This is a genomic window from Ensifer sesbaniae, from assembly GCF_013283665.1.
Taxonomy (GTDB): Bacteria; Pseudomonadota; Alphaproteobacteria; order Rhizobiales; family Rhizobiaceae; genus Ensifer; species Ensifer sesbaniae.
In genome coordinates, this window is sequence record NZ_JABEKU010000001.1 from 1281584 (window position 1) to 1296899 (window position 15316).

Here is a 15316-nt window from a genome sequence, read left to right on the forward strand (position 1 = left end):
GCACATGCGTGGCGCCCGGCAAGGCCGACAGATTGCCGATGGGCCCCGGCATTTCCCGGGGACATTCGCGGCATCAGCCATAAAAAATCCACATGCGGTCACGAGTTATCGCGGCGACGGTCAAGGGCTCCGGACGCCCGCCGACGCCTGGAGGCCAAGTGAAGAGGGGCCTCTCCATGGGAGATATGGAACTGTGAAGAAATTTATCCTGCGCGCAGCGGCGGTCTGCGCGCTGCTTGCGGCCCCGGCGATCGCCGAAGCCGCGGAAGGCTTTGCCACTGCCAATGTCAACATGCGCTCCGGTCCGAGCACCCGTTATCCGGCGGTATCGCTGATTCCGGTCGGCGAATCCGTCGAAATTCACGGATGCCTGGCGGATCTGCCGTGGTGCGACGTCTCGTTCTATGGCGGGCGCGGCTGGGTTGCCGGGCGTTACGTCCAGGCCGACTATCGCCGCAATCGCGTGTATGTCGAGCCTCGCTATTATCGCCCGCTCGGCATACCGACGGTCGTCTTCCAATTCGACAGCTATTGGGACCGCAACTACCGTGGCCGCGATTTCTATCGTGAGCGCGATCGGTGGCGCCGGGGACCGGATTGGGTCGATGACAGCCGGGATCGTCGCTACTGGGAACGGCAGCGCGAGCGCGACCGCCGCGACAGGGAAACCGGCCAGCGTGAAGAGGAGTGGCGTAGCCGCGAGAGCGAATGGAACCGCGAGCTGACGGTGCGTGAAGATCGCCGAGAATGGGAACGTCGCAGCGTCCGTATTCGCCAGGACGATGGCGGCATCTACGAAGGCGCCCGCCCGGCGCCGTTTGTTCGGTGCGAGTTCGACGATCCAGACTGCGACGATTGACGTGAAGCGCCGTGCTTCGGCGTTATTCCGGTGAACAGAAAATGGGCGGCGCGACCGCCCGTTTGCTTTTGGTGGGCTCGGTTTCTGTGGTCTCAGGCGGAACCAAACGCCATCCGGAGCGTTGAGACCGCGCAGACAAGGGAGCGTTGCAATGGTGGAAAAGAAACTGGAGGCCGTGCAGAAAGTCGGTGAAAACGTTTCGCAGGTGCAAGCGCGTGCCGAGGTTGACGTTCAGATCGCCGAACTGCGGGCGGAAATCGCTCGACTGACCGAAGCTGTCTCGGCAATCGGGAGCGGTACGAAGGCGGTTGTTCAGGGGGAGGCGGAACTGATGGCGGAACGCGTCCGCGAGCGGGTACGCGAGGAGCCCTTGTCGACGCTGGTGGCGGTTGCCGGTGTGTCGTTCCTGCTTGGTCTGATATCGCGACGCTGACTGCGGTTTGATGCCGCTCCGGATTGTTACCGCGGATACATCTCGAGGGATCGTCTGGCGCGATAATGAGTGTAAGGTTGGTGCCGTAGTGGTGTATTAGCATTCTGTTAACCAGCCTATGGCTCAATCGGGGCGGACCCGTTATCATCGGGCTGTGTCGTGTGAACCAGAAGAGCAACATCCGGGCGACCGGAAGAAGGAGCAAACGAGAAAAGCGCGCCTGTCCAGGCAAGCCTGGAAAAATGCGCTGGCCCGAGAGGGCAGGGTGAAATCTGTACGGTAGTTCATCCGTCTCAAGACTTTGTGGAGACGAGCATGGCAGACGTGATCAGAATTCAGGACCGAAAGGTTCGCGTACCGCCGCGTAGACCACCGGCCATATCGAGCGGAGCCAAAGTGCTTCTGTTCACCGGCATCCGCTACGAGCGCCTCGACCGTGACCCGCAGCCGACGGCCCCGGATGGACGCCGGATCAAGAAGCAGTAGCGTTCGCATTCCCGCGTCGACGACCGGCGACGGCCGGGCGCCTGTCCTTGGCCCGAAACATCAGGGCCTCTTCAGCATAATTCTTGCACTGAACGTAATCTTTGCCTTGGCTATCTGCCGAGCGCGGCAGCGACTGCGCGGCAATCCGTCTCGCGTCCGAAGCACTTAGCGCCGAAATGGCTCACAGCTTGATTCCGCAAGGAAGTTGCGGACCTGCTCCTCGAAACTGTCGACCGGCGCCATCGCCCTCAGAACGGCATAGCCGTCCTGTTCCTTCATCTCCACCATGATCGATTGCGCCAGCGCTGACGGCGGCGACTTGCGCAGTTCCACCAGTTGAATCGGCGTCGCGACGACAAGATCGAGCTTGCCGTTGACTGCCGTGTGGTCGTTCATGCTGAAGACTTCATTCGAATTGCTGTCGAAGACCGCAAGCGACCAGAACGGCACATTGCCGCTGGCGAGGAAGCGCGCCGGTCCGTCCGAGATCGAGAAGCTGCAAACGGCCGTCCTGAGATAGGGGTCGTCATTGGCAAGGCCGGTCGGCCCCGGCGTGCTCGTCAGCGCGAAGAAGCTGTCCATCTCCAACAATCCCAGCACGCGGGTATAGGCGTCGCGGCCGGTAAACTGCGGCAGCGCCAGGATGATGATGATGTGCAGCAGGGCGGCGCCGACGAGGCCGAGGACCGTGGCGAAGAGAACCTTACGCATCGCCGCACCCGGTCTTGGTGATGATTGGCATGGCGAGGTCGAGCAGCCCCGACGAACCTGCCGTCGGCGTGTCGAGCAGCGTCAGAACCAGTCGGAAGGTGCCTGCATGACGCAAGGCCAGCCAATTGTCCGGCTGGGCGTTCGGCGACACATGGATAGTGAAATTGCTGTTTTCGCTGCGCAGCACTGTCCAGGAATTGACGGCCGAGGGCAGGTCGGAGCCGGGACGCAACGGCAGGCCGTCGGCATTCGCCGCATAGAGCGTCCAGAAGCGAGCCTGTGGCGTCAGCCCCGTGACGTCATAGGAGCAGGAAGCCTGGAGCTTCTGGCCCTTGTCGTCGGTCTGCGCGCTGAACATCAGTCCTTCGGCGCCGCCGTAAAGAAGTTCTCCGGCGCGCGCCCGGTGCGCCTTGGCATAGGGATCGGCGTTGATCGTCTGCGCCTCCGGGAAAGCGACCCACGGGCCGATCGCGATCGAACCGAAGCCGACGGTCGCCTTCAGCGCCCATACGGCCGAGGCAATGCCGCCGCCGAAGGCGATGGCAAGGGCGAGCGCGACGAGGAAGGGGATTCGGAACAAGGGCGGCTCTATCGGAAATCGTTCTGCGGCGGGGCAAGATGAGTTTGCCCCCATATCTCGCCGAAATCGGCGACCGGTGCAACGGCCGCCGACGCGGCGCGTGCGGCTTCCTGTCGAGATCGTTGCCGCAGGTCTGCGCGGGAGAATCTAGTTGCTGGCGGCATTGGGGTTCGTCTGTCCGGAGCGTCTTTCTTCGGCAGTACCGAGGGCGGCGAGCTTGCCGCCGCTCTCCGGCGCTTTCAGGGCCGGTGCCTTTTCAAAGGTCTCGCCGATCGTGCGTAGCAGGCGGGTAACCTCGGCCGACAACGAGCGTGGACGGACGAGTGGCGGCAGGGCATTCTCATCCGGCTTCGCCGTCGCGACCTGCGGCTGTTTCGCCGGCGCCGTCGGCGCGACTACACCGGGGATCGCGCGGTGCTCGATGCCTTGCTCGGCATAGTCCATCAGCCGTTTGAACGTCATCGCCGGCAGCGAACCGCCGGTCATGTTGTTGGTCGAGGTGTAGTCGTCGTTACCGAACCAGACGGCGGTCGTATAGTCGCCGGTGAAGCCGACGAACCAGGCGTCGCGATAGGCCTGCGTCGTGCCGGTCTTGCCGCCGACGACGATGCCGTTGTCGAGGGCGGCCTTGCGCGCGGTACCGATGATCGGGATCTGCGTCAGCATCGAATTCATCGACGTATTCGCGGCTTCCGAAAGCACGCGCCGCGCCGGCGGTTCGTCGCGACTGAAGTCGTAGAGGATATCGCCGTCATAGTTGAGGATCTGGCTGATGCCATGACGGCGCGACTGTACACCGCCCGCCGGGAACACCGCGTAAGCCGTCGCCTGATCGAGCACGGTGACTTCCGATGTTCCGAGCGGCATGGTCTTGTCGGTACGGAGTGGGGTCTCGATACCCATCGCCTTGGCGGTCTGGGCGATCAGATCGGTGCCGAGCTTGTCCTTGGCGAGGCGCACGGGGATGGTGTTGATCGACTTGGCGATCGCCGTCAGGATCGTGATGCGCCCGGCATAGCTCCGGCCGTAATTCTGCGGCGACCAGCCACGCCAGGTGATCGGCGCATCGACGACGACCGTTTCCGGCGTCATGCCCTTCTCCATCGCCGCAGCGTAGGTGTAGACCTTGAAAGAGGAGCCCGGCTGCCGCAGGGCGCGGGTCGCGCGGTTGAACTGGCTCTCGCCGTAGTCACGGCCGCCGACCATGGCGCGCACCGCGCCGCCATTCTCGATCATGACGATGGCGCCCTGCTTCACATGGAAGCTCTCGCCATATTGGCGCAGGCTCGATTCCACCGAGTCCTCGGCGGCGTTCTGCAGGCCCATGTCGATCGTGGTGCGCACGATCAACGAATGCTGCGCAAAGGGGCGAGCGATACGCTGGACCTCGTCAAAGGCCCAATCGAGGAAGAAGTCGGGCGCTTTTACCTGCGCGCGGTCGATAACGCTGGCTGGATTGAGGCGTGCGGCGATCACCTGGCCCTCGGTCATCAGCCCGCCCTGGACAAGGTTGGTCAGAACCTCGTTGGCGCGTCCGCGCGCGGCCGGCAGGTTGACGTGCGGCGCGTAGCGGGCCGGCGCCTTGAAGAGCCCGGCGAGCATCGCCGACTCCGCAAGGTTCACATCGGTGATCGACTTGCCGAAATAGAACTGCGCGGCCGCAGCCGCCCCGAAGGTACCGCCGCCCATATAGGCGCGGTCGAGATAGAGCCGGAGGATTTCCTTCTTCGACAGGTTGCATTCGAGCCAGACCGCCAGGAAGGCTTCCTTGATCTTGCGCTCGATCGTGCGTTCGTTCGACAGAAAGAGATTCTTGGCAAGCTGCTGCGTCAGCGTCGAGCCGCCCTGGACGACGCCGCCGGCGCGGGCATTCTCGGTCATCGCGCGGGCAAGGCCGAGGAAATCGATGCCCCAATGGTCGAAGAAACGGCGGTCTTCGGTCGCGAGCACCGCCTTGATCAGATGGTCAGGCAACTCGTCGATCGGTACGGAATCTTCGTGAATGATGCCGCGGTGGCCGATTTCATTGCCGTAGCGATCGAGGAAGGTAACGGCGAAGTCGCTCTGGGCGCGCCAGTTGCCCTTGGTCTCCTCGAAGGCCGGAAGCGCCAAGGCCAGCATCAGCACCGAGCCGACGGTACCCCAGGTCATGCCTTCGCCGAGCACCTCGAACACGACCCTTTTCCAGCCCGTGACGCGAAACCGGCGGAAGAAGATGGTGGTGTCTTCCCACCATTGCGCCAGTTTGAAGCCGGCATTCCAGACCGTGGAATCGATCCAGGAGTCGATCCTGAGAAAGATGTGCCGTTTTTTCGGCCGGTTATCGTCTTTCCTCGGTTCCCGCACGTCTCGACGTCCTGAAGGCTCTGCGGCATCATGCCGGCGCCGTGTAATATTTGCACGGCGTCAAATTCCAATCTACTTGCATATCGCGCCGGCGGCCTTAAAAAACCGGCAATTTTCTGCGAAATTTCTGTATCGCAGGCTATTTGACGAAAGTGTGATGACGATGGGCGAAATGCCTTTCTGGAAGGCGAAGAGCCTTGAGGACATGACCAATACGGAGTGGGAAAGTCTCTGCGACGGCTGCGGGCTCTGTTGTCTGAACAAGCTGGAGGATTGGGATACCGGCGAGATCGCCTGGACCTCGATCCGTTGCACGCTTCTCGATGGCAAGAGCTGCCGCTGCAGGGACTATGAAAACCGGCAGGCGACGGTGCCCGACTGCATCCAGCTGACGCCCAAGGCCGTGCGCGAGATCACCTGGCTGCCGCCGACCTGCGGTTATCGGCTCGTCGCCGAGGGGCGCGATCTCTATTGGTGGCACCCGCTGATTTCGGGCGATCCGGAAACGGTTCATGCTGCCGGCATTTCGGTGCGCGGCCGCACCGTCGCCGAGGACGACGTCGATATCGAAGACTATGAAGACTATATCGTCACCTGGCCGTTGGAAGTGGGGCAGGAAAGCGTGGAATAAGAGGGGATTGGCCGGCGTTCGGGATCGATTTGCGTCGGTACCGCGCGAACCGGAAATCCACTTCCTCTTGAGGCAGCCCAAAGCATGTCGCGCAAATGTGCGCAGCCGTACTGCGACAACGATATGCGAAATATCAAAGGCTTAAAGCGCAAGGAGCGAATCTCGAAGATCGCGATGTGCCTTAGTGGCTGCCGCCGTTCTTCTTGACGAGGCTTTTCGGCGCGACGTTGCGCCAGGCGGTTTCCATCGACTGACGGACGAGGCCTTCGTCCGCTTCGACGAAGTAGAATGAGGTCCAGCCACGATCGCCCCAGCCGCCGGGCACGGCGGCGCAGACCCCAGGCTCCATTTCCAGGAGCATGCGTTGTTGGTCAGGCGTGAGTTTGAAGACCGCACGACCGGCCTCCGGCAAGGTCATGAAAATGCGCTTGCCCACGCGGAAGTCCCGTGTGCCGAAATGCGCGTTCTCCTCCGTTCCCGGCAAGCTTAGCGCGAGTTTTTCAATCTCTTCGGTCAGCATACGGAAAGAGTAACATGGTTTTTCCGAATGGCCAAAAGGCTGAAAATAGCCACAAATATTCAAGGGCCGCAGCTTCTGCCACAGCCCTATCCGTTTGCGCAATGACACGACACAAGCGTTGCAGGATGCGGCCCATCCTGGCACTCAAGGTTCAACTTCGTGTTGCGTCTTGCATAGCTCGGGATGGTGGTGGCGAGAACCAGCTCGCCACCGACGGCTTTACTCGGCCGGTTGGATCGGCTTCGGGGTGCTTTCGCCGGCAGCGCGCATGGCGCGCCATTCGTTTTCGAAACGGTCGAGCAGCGATTGCGGTACTTTGGACTGCTGAGATGCGGGCTGGTTGTTCGCGAGCGTCTGCATCCGATCCTCCGGGCCTATGACGGTTTCATGACGTTTGACGGGGCGGACAATTTCACATCGTAAAGGCTTTGTAAATCAGTGGCTTAAATCATTTAAACGATTAGAAAATATTTAAATCGATTAATTTTTGGTTGATCCACAGCCGTCCGTCGGTGCGCATGCATGCCGGTGTCGATATGTCAAAATTAGGCATTCTTTTGAAGTAATTTCGCGGACATCTTTTCTGCCGCGCAGGCCAATCTTGGCGCTGTTCAGCGGCTGATGCATGTGCCGAACGCGAGGGACGCTCGCGCCCTCGGTGGGGAAACCGTGGCGACGAAATCGAAGCGTGTCAGTGGCTTAGTCTGGCTTTCGGAATCGAAATGCGATCATCTTGAATCAACCTTGCAGGATGGTGACTCAACTTTTGAACGATCGCCGCCAAGGGATTCAAAGGAATTGCGAATCGCTTCCTGCTGGATGCGATATCTCAGCGTTCAGGATATGGCGGATACCTTCGGTGACGCGACGCGAGAGCCTTGCTGACCTCTCAACCCTAGCGGAACATGCTTAACAAAAGGCTGATTTCCGCCTGCCGCGAGCAATGCCGCAGAGCGTGAGACCATATCCTCACGGCGCCGCTCGAGGTGAAACTGCCGCATGAAGTGGCGATTGCGGCCTTCAACCGGGTTCCGTCGGGAACGGAATCGCTGCAATCTAGGGTCGGATTTCCGGTGAGGTCGACGGGTTCCGCGATGGGCGCCCGGCGGGTCGGAAGGCCGACATTCATTTGCCATTCAGCCTCGTTCGGTTATTGCTTCTGCTATGATGCTTCCCAAGTTGAAAGTGCGTTCATGTCTTCACCAGTGATCATAGCCGCGCTTGCTGCAGGCCTCGCGGGCTTCAGCCTGCCTGCGATCAGCGTGCCGTCGGATAACGTCGTCCGCGTGTCCGGCGATTGCAGTGCGGCCGCTGCACAGGTGGTCGCCGACACCGGCGGCGAATTGCTGTCGGCGCAGCCGACGTCTGATGGCCAGTGTGTGATCACGGTGCTCGTTCCCGGTAATGGCGGGCGACCGAAAAAGGTGACCGTCAAGGTGCCGATGTAAGCCATCCCTGTGGCGCCATGCGTCTTGCCAGGTGCAAAGGTCACTGTGGCGCTTTGAAAGCCTGCATGTTTCTATCGTAAATCGGCTAGGATTGAGCCGAAGCATGCAGCGGGATGGCCGCGAGAGGAAGTAGAGACGAATGCGCATTCTGATTGTCGAGGACGACGCCAACCTGAACCGGCAACTCGCCGAGGTGCTGAAGGAGGCCGGCTACGTCGTCGACCAGGCCTATGACGGCGAGGAGGGACACTATCTCGGCGATGCCGAGCCCTACGATGCCGTGATCCTCGATATCGGCCTGCCGGAGATGGATGGCATCACGGTACTGGAGAAGTGGCGCGGCGACGGCAAGACCATGCCGGTCCTGATCTTGACGGCGCGCGATCGCTGGAGCGACAAGGTCGCCGGCATCGATGCCGGCGCCGACGACTATGTCGCGAAGCCCTTCCATGTCGAAGAGGTTCTTGCCCGCATCCGCGCCCTGATCCGCCGTGCTGCCGGGCATGCAAGCTCGGAGATCGTCTGCGGCCCGGTGCGCCTCGATACCAAGGGGTCCAAGGCAACCGTGGATGGCGTGGCACTGAAGCTGACGTCGCACGAGTTCCGGCTGCTCTCCTATCTCATGCACCACATGGGTCAGGTCGTTTCGCGCACGGAACTGGTCGAACATATGTACGATCAGGACTTCGATCGCGATTCCAATACGATCGAAGTGTTCATCGGCCGGCTGCGCAAGAAGATCGGCAACGATCTGATCGAAACGGTGCGCGGTCTCGGATACCGAATGCAAGCGCCGGGCAATGGCAATTAGATCGCTCACAGCACGCGTACTGGCGGTTTCCACCGTCTGGGCGGTCGTCGCCCTGGTCGTGATCGGTGTGGTCATTTCCGAACTCTATCGCCAGGGTTCCGAACGCGGCTTCAAGGACCTGCTGCGGGCGCAGCTTTTCAACGTCGTCAACTCGATTTCCGTCAACGAGAAGACGGTGCTTTCAGGCAGTCCGCAGCTCGGCGATCTCCGCTTTTCGCAGCCGCAGACCGGCTGGTACTGGATCGTCGATCCGATCGGCGAATTCGACACGCCACCCCTGATCTCGACGTCTCTCGGCAACGGCAAGCTGCCGATCGCCAGCGTCGATGAGGTTCCGTTCGACACCGGCTACGTCCGCTTCTATACCACCAAGGATCCGTTCGGTAACGAGGTCGAGGTCTCCGAGACCGAGGTCGTGCTCGACATCCAGGGCCACACCGCGCGCTTTCGCGTTGCCGGCAACCGTGACGTGCTCGAGGCTGACATCAATCGCTTCACCCGCAATCTGACCATCGCGCTCTCCATCTTCGGTCTCGGCGGACTCGGCGTGAACGCGCTCACCATTCTCTTCGGCCTGCATCCGCTCGATCAGGTTCGTCGCTCGCTGGAGAAGATCCGCACCGGTGAGAGCGAGCGGCTTGACGGGGCCTTCCCGCGCGAGATCCAGCCGCTGGCCAACGAGGTCAACGCGCTTATCGACAGCAACCGCCGTATCGTCGAGCGTGCCCGTATGCAGGTCGGCAACCTTGCGCATTCACTGAAGACGCCGATCGCCGTTCTGCTCAACGAAGCCCGCGTGCTCGATGCGCCGCATGGCGAACTGGTGCGGAACCAAGTGGATGCGATGCAGACGCAGGTTCAATCCTATCTCAGCCGCGCGCGGATCGCGGCGCAGCGGGAATCCGTCCTGGCGAGGACCGAGGCACAGCCGGCGCTCGAACGTCTCGTTCGGGTGATGCGCAAGCTCAACCCGGAAAAACAGGTTCACCTGTCGATCAATCCGCCGGCATTGGTGCTCGCGATGGAATTGCAGGATGTCGAGGAAACCGTCGGCAACCTGCTTGAGAATGCTGCCCGCCACGCCCGTGGCGAAGTGTGGCTGAACGTGCGGCCGGCGCCGAGCGAGCTTCATGCGAAGGAGCCCGGTAGACAGTGGATCGTGCTCGACATCGATGACGATGGTCCGGGGCTCAATCCCGACCAGATCGCGCTGGCGATGAAGCGCGGCAAGCGGCTTGACGAAAGCAAGCCTGGAACCGGGCTTGGGCTCTCGATCGTCAGCGAGATCGTGCGGGAATACCAGGGCAGCATTACGCTGTCGCGGCGGGACGAAGGGGGACTGCGCGCGCAGCTCCTGTTGCCGGCCGCAGCGTAGGGCGGGATGACGAAGAGTGCACAGGCGTTCGTGATCAAGGTGTCACACCCGTGCTCGAAAATGTCACGGCGGCAGGGCGCGCCGTTGCCTCGGCAAGCGGGGAATGCCAAAAGAAAATCAAGGACAAGTCGTCATTTGACCCGAATGCACGGGGTTCACGAATACGGCTTCGGATAGGAATGGTTGAGTGTCGCGGATCATGAGGAACCAGGCAGAAATGACACGGACTTTTGTCGTTGGCGGTAGGATCGCGGTGATCGCGTCGGCCGTGGCTCTTGCCGGTTGCGGCACCCCGGGCGGCAGCAAGGGGGCTGTCGCCGGCCTTGGCTCGACCGCCACCCGTGGGGTTTCCTCGACGACCTACATCGCTGCGCTTCAGGGCGGAGTGATCGGTCGTATTGCCGATCTCGATATCGGTTCGTCCGACCGCCAGCGCGCGCTCGAGGCGGAGTATCGCGCGCTCGAGGCAGCGCCGGGCGGCCAGCCGGTGACCTGGGACGGACGCGGCGTCAGCGGCTCCGTCGTTGCGGCCGCTCCCTATCAGGTCGGATCACAGAACTGCCGCCAATACAGCCATACCGTGACGATCAAGAGCCAGGCGAAGACGGCACGCGGCGCTGCCTGCCGCAATCCCGACGGCAGTTGGACGCCGCTCACCTGAGCGCGTGCCTTCTCGGGCGTCCGAAGCGTTGCCAGACGGCTTCATCGGCTGTTGCGGCGAAACGCCTCAAATCTCCGTCATGGCGGGTTTTCGAGTTGGAATGGCATGGGCCTCATAGTATTGAGCGTGCATGTTGTTCTGGATCCTCGTCGCCATTTTGACGGCGGCCGTTGCCGTCGTGCTGATCCTGCCGCTGATGCGGGCAGGGGAAGCCCCTTCGTCTCCCCACAGCCATGACATCGAGGTCTATCGCGACCAGCTCGACGAACTGAAACGCGATCAGGACAGCGGCCTGATTTCGAGTGATGATGCCGAGCTTGCGCGGGCCGAGGTGGCGCGCCGATTGCTGGCAGCCGGCGAGAGCGACCGGGTAGTGACGCCGGCCGTTTCGCCGCGGCGCGGGGCCAATCGTCTGGCCCAGGCCTTCGTGCTGCTCTGTCTTCCCGTCGTCGGCCTTTGTCTTTACCTGCTGACGGGTAGCCCGGGCGTGCCGGCGCAGCCGCTTGCCGCTCGTCTTGCCGATCCCAATGGCGACATCAATGTCCTGATCGCCAAGGCTGAAAACCACCTTGCGGTGAACCCGAACGACGGCGCCGGCTGGGACCTGCTCGCGCCGATCTACATGCGCAACGGACGTATCGAGGAAGCGGTTGACGCCTATGACCGGGCGATACGTTTGCTCGGACCGACGCCGGCGCGCCTCGGGGGATATGCGGAGGCGCTCGTCGTGCAGTCCGATGGTCTCGTGACAACGAAGGCCCAGGAGGCACTCCAGCAGGCGCTGGCGCTCGATCCCAATGACCCGCGCTCGGAATTCTACCTTGCCCTCGGCCTCAAGCAGGAAGGCAAGAAGGACGAGGCGCTGACCGCCTTCAATAGGCTGGTCGCGACGTCGCCTGCCGATGCGCCCTGGCTGCCGCTGGTCAAGCAGCATGTCGCCGAGTTGACGGGCGCCGCCGCCGGCAGCGCGGCGGCACCCGGCAATCCCAGCGCCGAGGATGTCGCGGCCGCGGAGAACATGAGCAGCGGTGATCGGCAGGAAATGATCCGCGGCATGGTCGAAAGCCTCGAAAGCCGCCTCAAGGCAAATCCTGACAACCTCGAAGGCTGGGCGCGGCTGATCCGCTCCCACGTTGTCCTCGATCAACGAGACAAGGCGGCGGCAGCGCTAAAGGAGGGGTTGAAGACCTTCCCGGCCGATGGCGACGGGGGCAAGCAGCTCCTGGCGCTTGCTCGTGAACTCGGTATTGCGACCGATGGAGTGACGCAATGACGCGCAAACAAAAAAGACTGGCGATCATCGGCGGCGGTGTCGGCTTCCTGGTTCTCGCAGCCTTCCTGGTGATGTTCGCCTTCAGCCAGGCGATTGCCTATTTCTACGTGCCGAGCGACCTCGCCAAGGCAAACTTGTCGCCGGGTACGCGCATCCGCCTCGGCGGCGTGGTCGAAGGGGGATCGGTAAAGCGCGGCGACGGCAAGACCGTCACCTTCACCGTCACCGACACGCTTGCCGGCGTGCCGGTAACCTACACGGGCATCCTGCCCGACCTGTTCCGCGAGGGGCAGGGCGTGGTAACGGAGGGAGCCTTCGTTCAAGGGAGCTCGGTCTTCGTGGCGGATACGGTTCTCGCCAAGCATGACGAGACCTACATGCCCAAGGATGTCGCCGACCGCTTGAAGGCCCAGGGCGTTGAGCTCAGCGGGAAGGAAACCATCAAATGATCATCGAGCTCGGACATTACGCGCTGGTCCTGGCATTGGCCACGGCGGTCATCCAGGCCGCTTTGCCGATCCTCGGTGCGCGGCTGAATGATCGCGGCTTGATGGAGTTGGCGTCGAGCACTGCGGTCGCCTGTTTTCTGCTGGTCGCCTTCGCGTTCACGGTGCTGACCTTCGCTTATGTGACCTCGGACTTCTCGGTCCGCAACGTCTGGGAGAACTCCCATTCGCTGAAGCCGCTGATCTACAAGATCTCGGGCGTATGGGGGAACCACGAAGGCTCGATGCTTCTGTGGCTGCTGATCCTGACATTTTTCTCGGCGCTGGTGGCAGCCTTTGGGCGCAACCTGCCGGAAACGCTGAAGGCGAACGTGCTCGCCGTGCAGGGCTGGATCGCCATGGCCTTTGCTCTCTTCATTCTCTTGACGTCCAACCCGTTCGCGCGGCTGGTCCCGGCGCCGGGCGAGGGCAAGGACCTGAACCCGATCCTGCAGGATGTCGGCCTCGCCATTCATCCGCCGCTGCTCTATCTCGGTTATGTCGGCTTCTCCGTCTGCTTCTCCTTTGCGATCGCCGCACTGATCGAGGGCCGGATCGATGCCGCCTGGGCGCGTTGGGTCCGCCCGTGGACGCTTGCCGCCTGGACCTTCCTTACTGCCGGCATTTCCATGGGATCCTACTGGGCCTATTACGAGCTCGGCTGGGGCGGCTGGTGGTTCTGGGATCCGGTGGAAAATGCCTCCTTCATGCCCTGGCTCGCGGGCACCGCCCTTCTGCATTCGGCTCTGGTCATGGAGAAGCGCGAGGCGCTGAAGATCTGGACCGTGCTGCTCGCGATCATGACCTTCTCGCTGTCGCTGCTCGGCACCTTCCTCGTCCGTTCGGGCGTCTTGACCTCGGTTCATGCCTTCGCCACGGATCCGACCCGCGGCATTTTCATTCTCGCCATCCTCGTCTTTTTCATCGGTGGCGCCTTCGCGCTTTTCGCCTTGCGGGCCTCGCACCTGAAAGCCGGCGGCATATTTGCGCCGATTTCACGCGAGGGTTCGCTGGTCTTCAACAATCTCATCCTGACGACGGCCGCGGCGACAGTCCTGACCGGCACGCTCTATCCGCTGGTGCTGGAGGCGCTCACAGGCGACAAGATCTCCGTCGGTCCGCCGTTCTTCAACATGACCTTCGGCCTCTTGATGCTGCCACTGCTCTTCGCAGTGCCGTTCGGTCCATTGCTCGCGTGGAAGCGCGGGGACATCCTCGGCGTCTCCCAGCGGCTCTTCGCCGCGGTCGCGATCGGTCTCGTCTTCGGTACAGGCTACTATTATGCGATGAATGGCGGCCCGGTGCTGGCGCTCTTCGGCATCGCTCTCGGGGTCTACCTGATCGTGGGTTCCGTGACGGATGTCGCGTTGCGTTCCGGCCTCGGCAAGGTTGCGCGTAATGTCGCCTGGCGGCGCTTCACCGGCCTGCCGCGCTCGGCCTTCGGCACTGCGCTCGCCCATATCGGTCTCGGCGTCACCCTGATCGGCATCGTCGCCGTTACGGCCTTTGAAACAGAGACCGTCGTCGAGATGAAGCCAGGCATGACAGTCGAAGCCGGTGGCTACACCCTGCGCTTCGACGGCATGCGCAACGGCAGCGGCCCGAATTACACGGAAGAATCCGGCCACTTCACCATCAGCCGCGGCGGTGTTGCCGTCTCCGAGGTCTGGTCGTCGAAGCGCCTCTACCAGGCGCGCCGCATGCCGACGACGGAAGCCGGCATCCGCACCTTCGGCCTCAGCCAGCTCTACGTTTCACTCGGCGACCAGATCGGCGAAGGCGGCATCGTCGTGCGCATCTGGTGGAAGCCGATGATCCTGTGCATCTGGGGCGGAACGCTGTTCATGATGGCGGGCGGTTTCGTGTCCTTGAGCGACCGCCGCCTGCGGGTCGGCGCGCCTGCGCGGGCCAAGCGGCCGAAGACGGTGCCGGTGGGAGCTGCCGAATGATGCGTTTGCTGCTTGCACTTCTGCTGTTTATCGCGCCGATCGGCCCGGCCTTCGCGGTCAACCCGGATGAGGTTCTGGCCGACCCCGCGCTCGAGGCGCGGGCGCGGGCGATCTCGGCAGAGCTGCGCTGTATGGTCTGTCAGAACCAGTCGATCGACGATTCCAACGCCGAACTCGCCAAGGATCTGCGCGTGCTGGTGCGCGAGCGGCTGGCCAATGGGGACAGCGACGAGGCGGTGATCGATTATGTCGTGTCCCGTTACGGCGAATTCGTGCTGCTGAAGCCGCGCTTCGAAACGAAGACACTGATCCTGTGGGGCATGCCCGCAACCCTGCTTCTCGTCGGGGCGATCACCCTCGTCGTCGCGGCTCGCCGTCGCGGCACCCAAGCAAAGGGGACTCCGCTTTCCGAGGATGAAAAGGAAAAGCTGAAGAAGCTGCTTCAGCCCTGACGGTCGGTCCGGGGTCGATGACAATTGCCGCCCTGGCCCAATAATGTTTTGAAATCGCTGAAAGATTGTCCGTGGCGGGCACCAAAGGTGACGGCGCGTGTTGTCTCCCGTCGGCCGGCAATCCATGCGTTTAGCATCGCGTCCCGCAACATTACCAAAAATTCATCTTCCGGACAGAACTCAGTAAGGTCCCATCCGTTACATGTTTCGTCATCGGCTGTTCCTCCAGTCAGCCAAAAAAACGAACCCGTCTTCATCGAGACGGGCGCGCAGTCAGGTTCGATGCTGCCGCTTGG

At 62.3% G+C, this 15316-nt stretch carries 17 protein-coding genes; 12 read left to right on the top strand and 5 right to left on the bottom strand.

From position 1 onward, the window contains the following. Window positions 1-193 precede the first annotated feature (193 nt). From BHMPCIPO_RS06210 to BHMPCIPO_RS06220, 3 genes are all read left to right on the top strand, one after another. Window positions 194-859 (top strand): SH3 domain-containing protein, encoded by a 666-nt coding sequence (locus tag BHMPCIPO_RS06210; RefSeq protein ID WP_173515951.1) that lies wholly within the window; start codon window positions 194-196, stop codon window positions 857-859. Between the two features lie 151 nt (window positions 860-1010). After that, entirely contained in the window at window positions 1011-1292 is a 282-nt protein-coding gene (locus tag BHMPCIPO_RS06215; protein WP_173515952.1) for a hypothetical protein, read from the top strand. A gap of 315 nt (window positions 1293-1607) precedes the next feature. Continuing rightward, on the top strand, window positions 1608-1778 hold the full coding sequence (locus tag BHMPCIPO_RS06220; protein WP_173515953.1) for a hypothetical protein: 171 nt from the start codon (window positions 1608-1610) through the stop codon (window positions 1776-1778). Window positions 1779-1943: 165 nt separating this feature from the next. Here BHMPCIPO_RS06220 and BHMPCIPO_RS06225 read toward each other — a convergent pair whose 3' ends face one another. The 3 genes from BHMPCIPO_RS06225 to BHMPCIPO_RS06235 form a co-directional block, all read right to left on the bottom strand. Then, window positions 1944-2489 carry a DUF1254 domain-containing protein gene (locus BHMPCIPO_RS06225; RefSeq protein ID WP_173515954.1) on the bottom strand — a complete coding sequence of 182 codons (546 nt, stop codon included), beginning with the start codon at window positions 2487-2489 and terminating at the stop codon, window positions 1944-1946. After that, window positions 2482-3069, bottom strand: coding sequence for a DUF1214 domain-containing protein (locus tag BHMPCIPO_RS06230; protein ID WP_173515955.1), 588 nt, complete (start codon window positions 3067-3069; stop codon window positions 2482-2484). Before BHMPCIPO_RS06230 ends, BHMPCIPO_RS06225 begins: the two co-directional genes overlap by 8 nt. Before the next feature lie 147 nt (window positions 3070-3216). Continuing rightward, window positions 3217-5415 (bottom strand): transglycosylase domain-containing protein, encoded by a 2199-nt coding sequence (locus tag BHMPCIPO_RS06235; RefSeq protein WP_173515956.1) that lies wholly within the window; start codon window positions 5413-5415, stop codon window positions 3217-3219. 163 nt (window positions 5416-5578) lie between these two features. On the opposite strand from BHMPCIPO_RS06235, the gene BHMPCIPO_RS06240 reads away from it, so the two are divergent. After that, window positions 5579-6046, top strand: coding sequence for a YcgN family cysteine cluster protein (locus BHMPCIPO_RS06240; RefSeq protein WP_173518100.1), 468 nt, complete (start codon window positions 5579-5581; stop codon window positions 6044-6046). Between the two features lie 181 nt (window positions 6047-6227). Here BHMPCIPO_RS06240 and BHMPCIPO_RS06245 read toward each other — a convergent pair whose 3' ends face one another. After that, complete coding sequence (locus BHMPCIPO_RS06245) at window positions 6228-6566, bottom strand: MmcQ/YjbR family DNA-binding protein (RefSeq protein WP_173518101.1); 339 nt, start codon at window positions 6564-6566, stop codon at window positions 6228-6230. Window positions 6567-6785: 219 nt separating this feature from the next. Beyond that, window positions 6786-6926, bottom strand: coding sequence for a hypothetical protein (locus tag BHMPCIPO_RS06250; protein WP_173515957.1), 141 nt, complete (start codon window positions 6924-6926; stop codon window positions 6786-6788). An 833-nt stretch (window positions 6927-7759) separates the two neighbouring features. Here BHMPCIPO_RS06250 and BHMPCIPO_RS06255 point away from each other — a divergent pair. From BHMPCIPO_RS06255 to BHMPCIPO_RS06290, 8 genes are all read left to right on the top strand, one after another. Then, on the top strand, window positions 7760-8014 hold the full coding sequence (locus BHMPCIPO_RS06255) for a hypothetical protein (protein ID WP_173518102.1): 255 nt from the start codon (window positions 7760-7762) through the stop codon (window positions 8012-8014). A 139-nt stretch (window positions 8015-8153) separates the two neighbouring features. Then, the gene (gene feuP / locus BHMPCIPO_RS06260; protein WP_034789361.1) at window positions 8154-8825 is read left to right on the top strand and encodes a two-component system response regulator FeuP; all 672 of its coding nucleotides are present in this window, start codon (window positions 8154-8156) and stop codon (window positions 8823-8825) included. Further along, window positions 8815-10200: a sensor histidine kinase gene (locus BHMPCIPO_RS06265; protein ID WP_173515958.1), complete on the top strand. Its 1386-nt coding sequence runs from the start codon at window positions 8815-8817 to the stop codon at window positions 10198-10200. Before feuP ends, BHMPCIPO_RS06265 begins: the two co-directional genes overlap by 11 nt. 217 nt (window positions 10201-10417) lie before the next feature. After that, window positions 10418-10861, top strand: coding sequence for an RT0821/Lpp0805 family surface protein (locus tag BHMPCIPO_RS06270; protein WP_246304272.1), 444 nt, complete (start codon window positions 10418-10420; stop codon window positions 10859-10861). Between the two features lie 130 nt (window positions 10862-10991). Beyond that, the gene (gene ccmI, locus BHMPCIPO_RS06275; RefSeq protein WP_173515959.1) at window positions 10992-12134 is read left to right on the top strand and encodes a c-type cytochrome biogenesis protein CcmI; all 1143 of its coding nucleotides are present in this window, start codon (window positions 10992-10994) and stop codon (window positions 12132-12134) included. Then, a complete protein-coding gene (ccmE, locus tag BHMPCIPO_RS06280; RefSeq protein WP_173515960.1) occupies window positions 12131-12583 on the top strand; it encodes a cytochrome c maturation protein CcmE in 453 nt (150 codons plus the stop codon). The genes ccmI and ccmE overlap by 4 nt, the downstream gene beginning before the upstream one ends. Beyond that, the gene (locus BHMPCIPO_RS06285; protein ID WP_173515961.1) at window positions 12580-14568 is read left to right on the top strand and encodes a heme lyase CcmF/NrfE family subunit; all 1989 of its coding nucleotides are present in this window, start codon (window positions 12580-12582) and stop codon (window positions 14566-14568) included. The genes ccmE and BHMPCIPO_RS06285 overlap by 4 nt, the downstream gene beginning before the upstream one ends. After that, window positions 14565-15020 carry a cytochrome c-type biogenesis protein gene (locus BHMPCIPO_RS06290; protein WP_173515962.1) on the top strand — a complete coding sequence of 152 codons (456 nt, stop codon included), beginning with the start codon at window positions 14565-14567 and terminating at the stop codon, window positions 15018-15020. Before BHMPCIPO_RS06285 ends, BHMPCIPO_RS06290 begins: the two co-directional genes overlap by 4 nt. The last annotated feature ends 296 nt before the right edge of the window (window positions 15021-15316 follow it).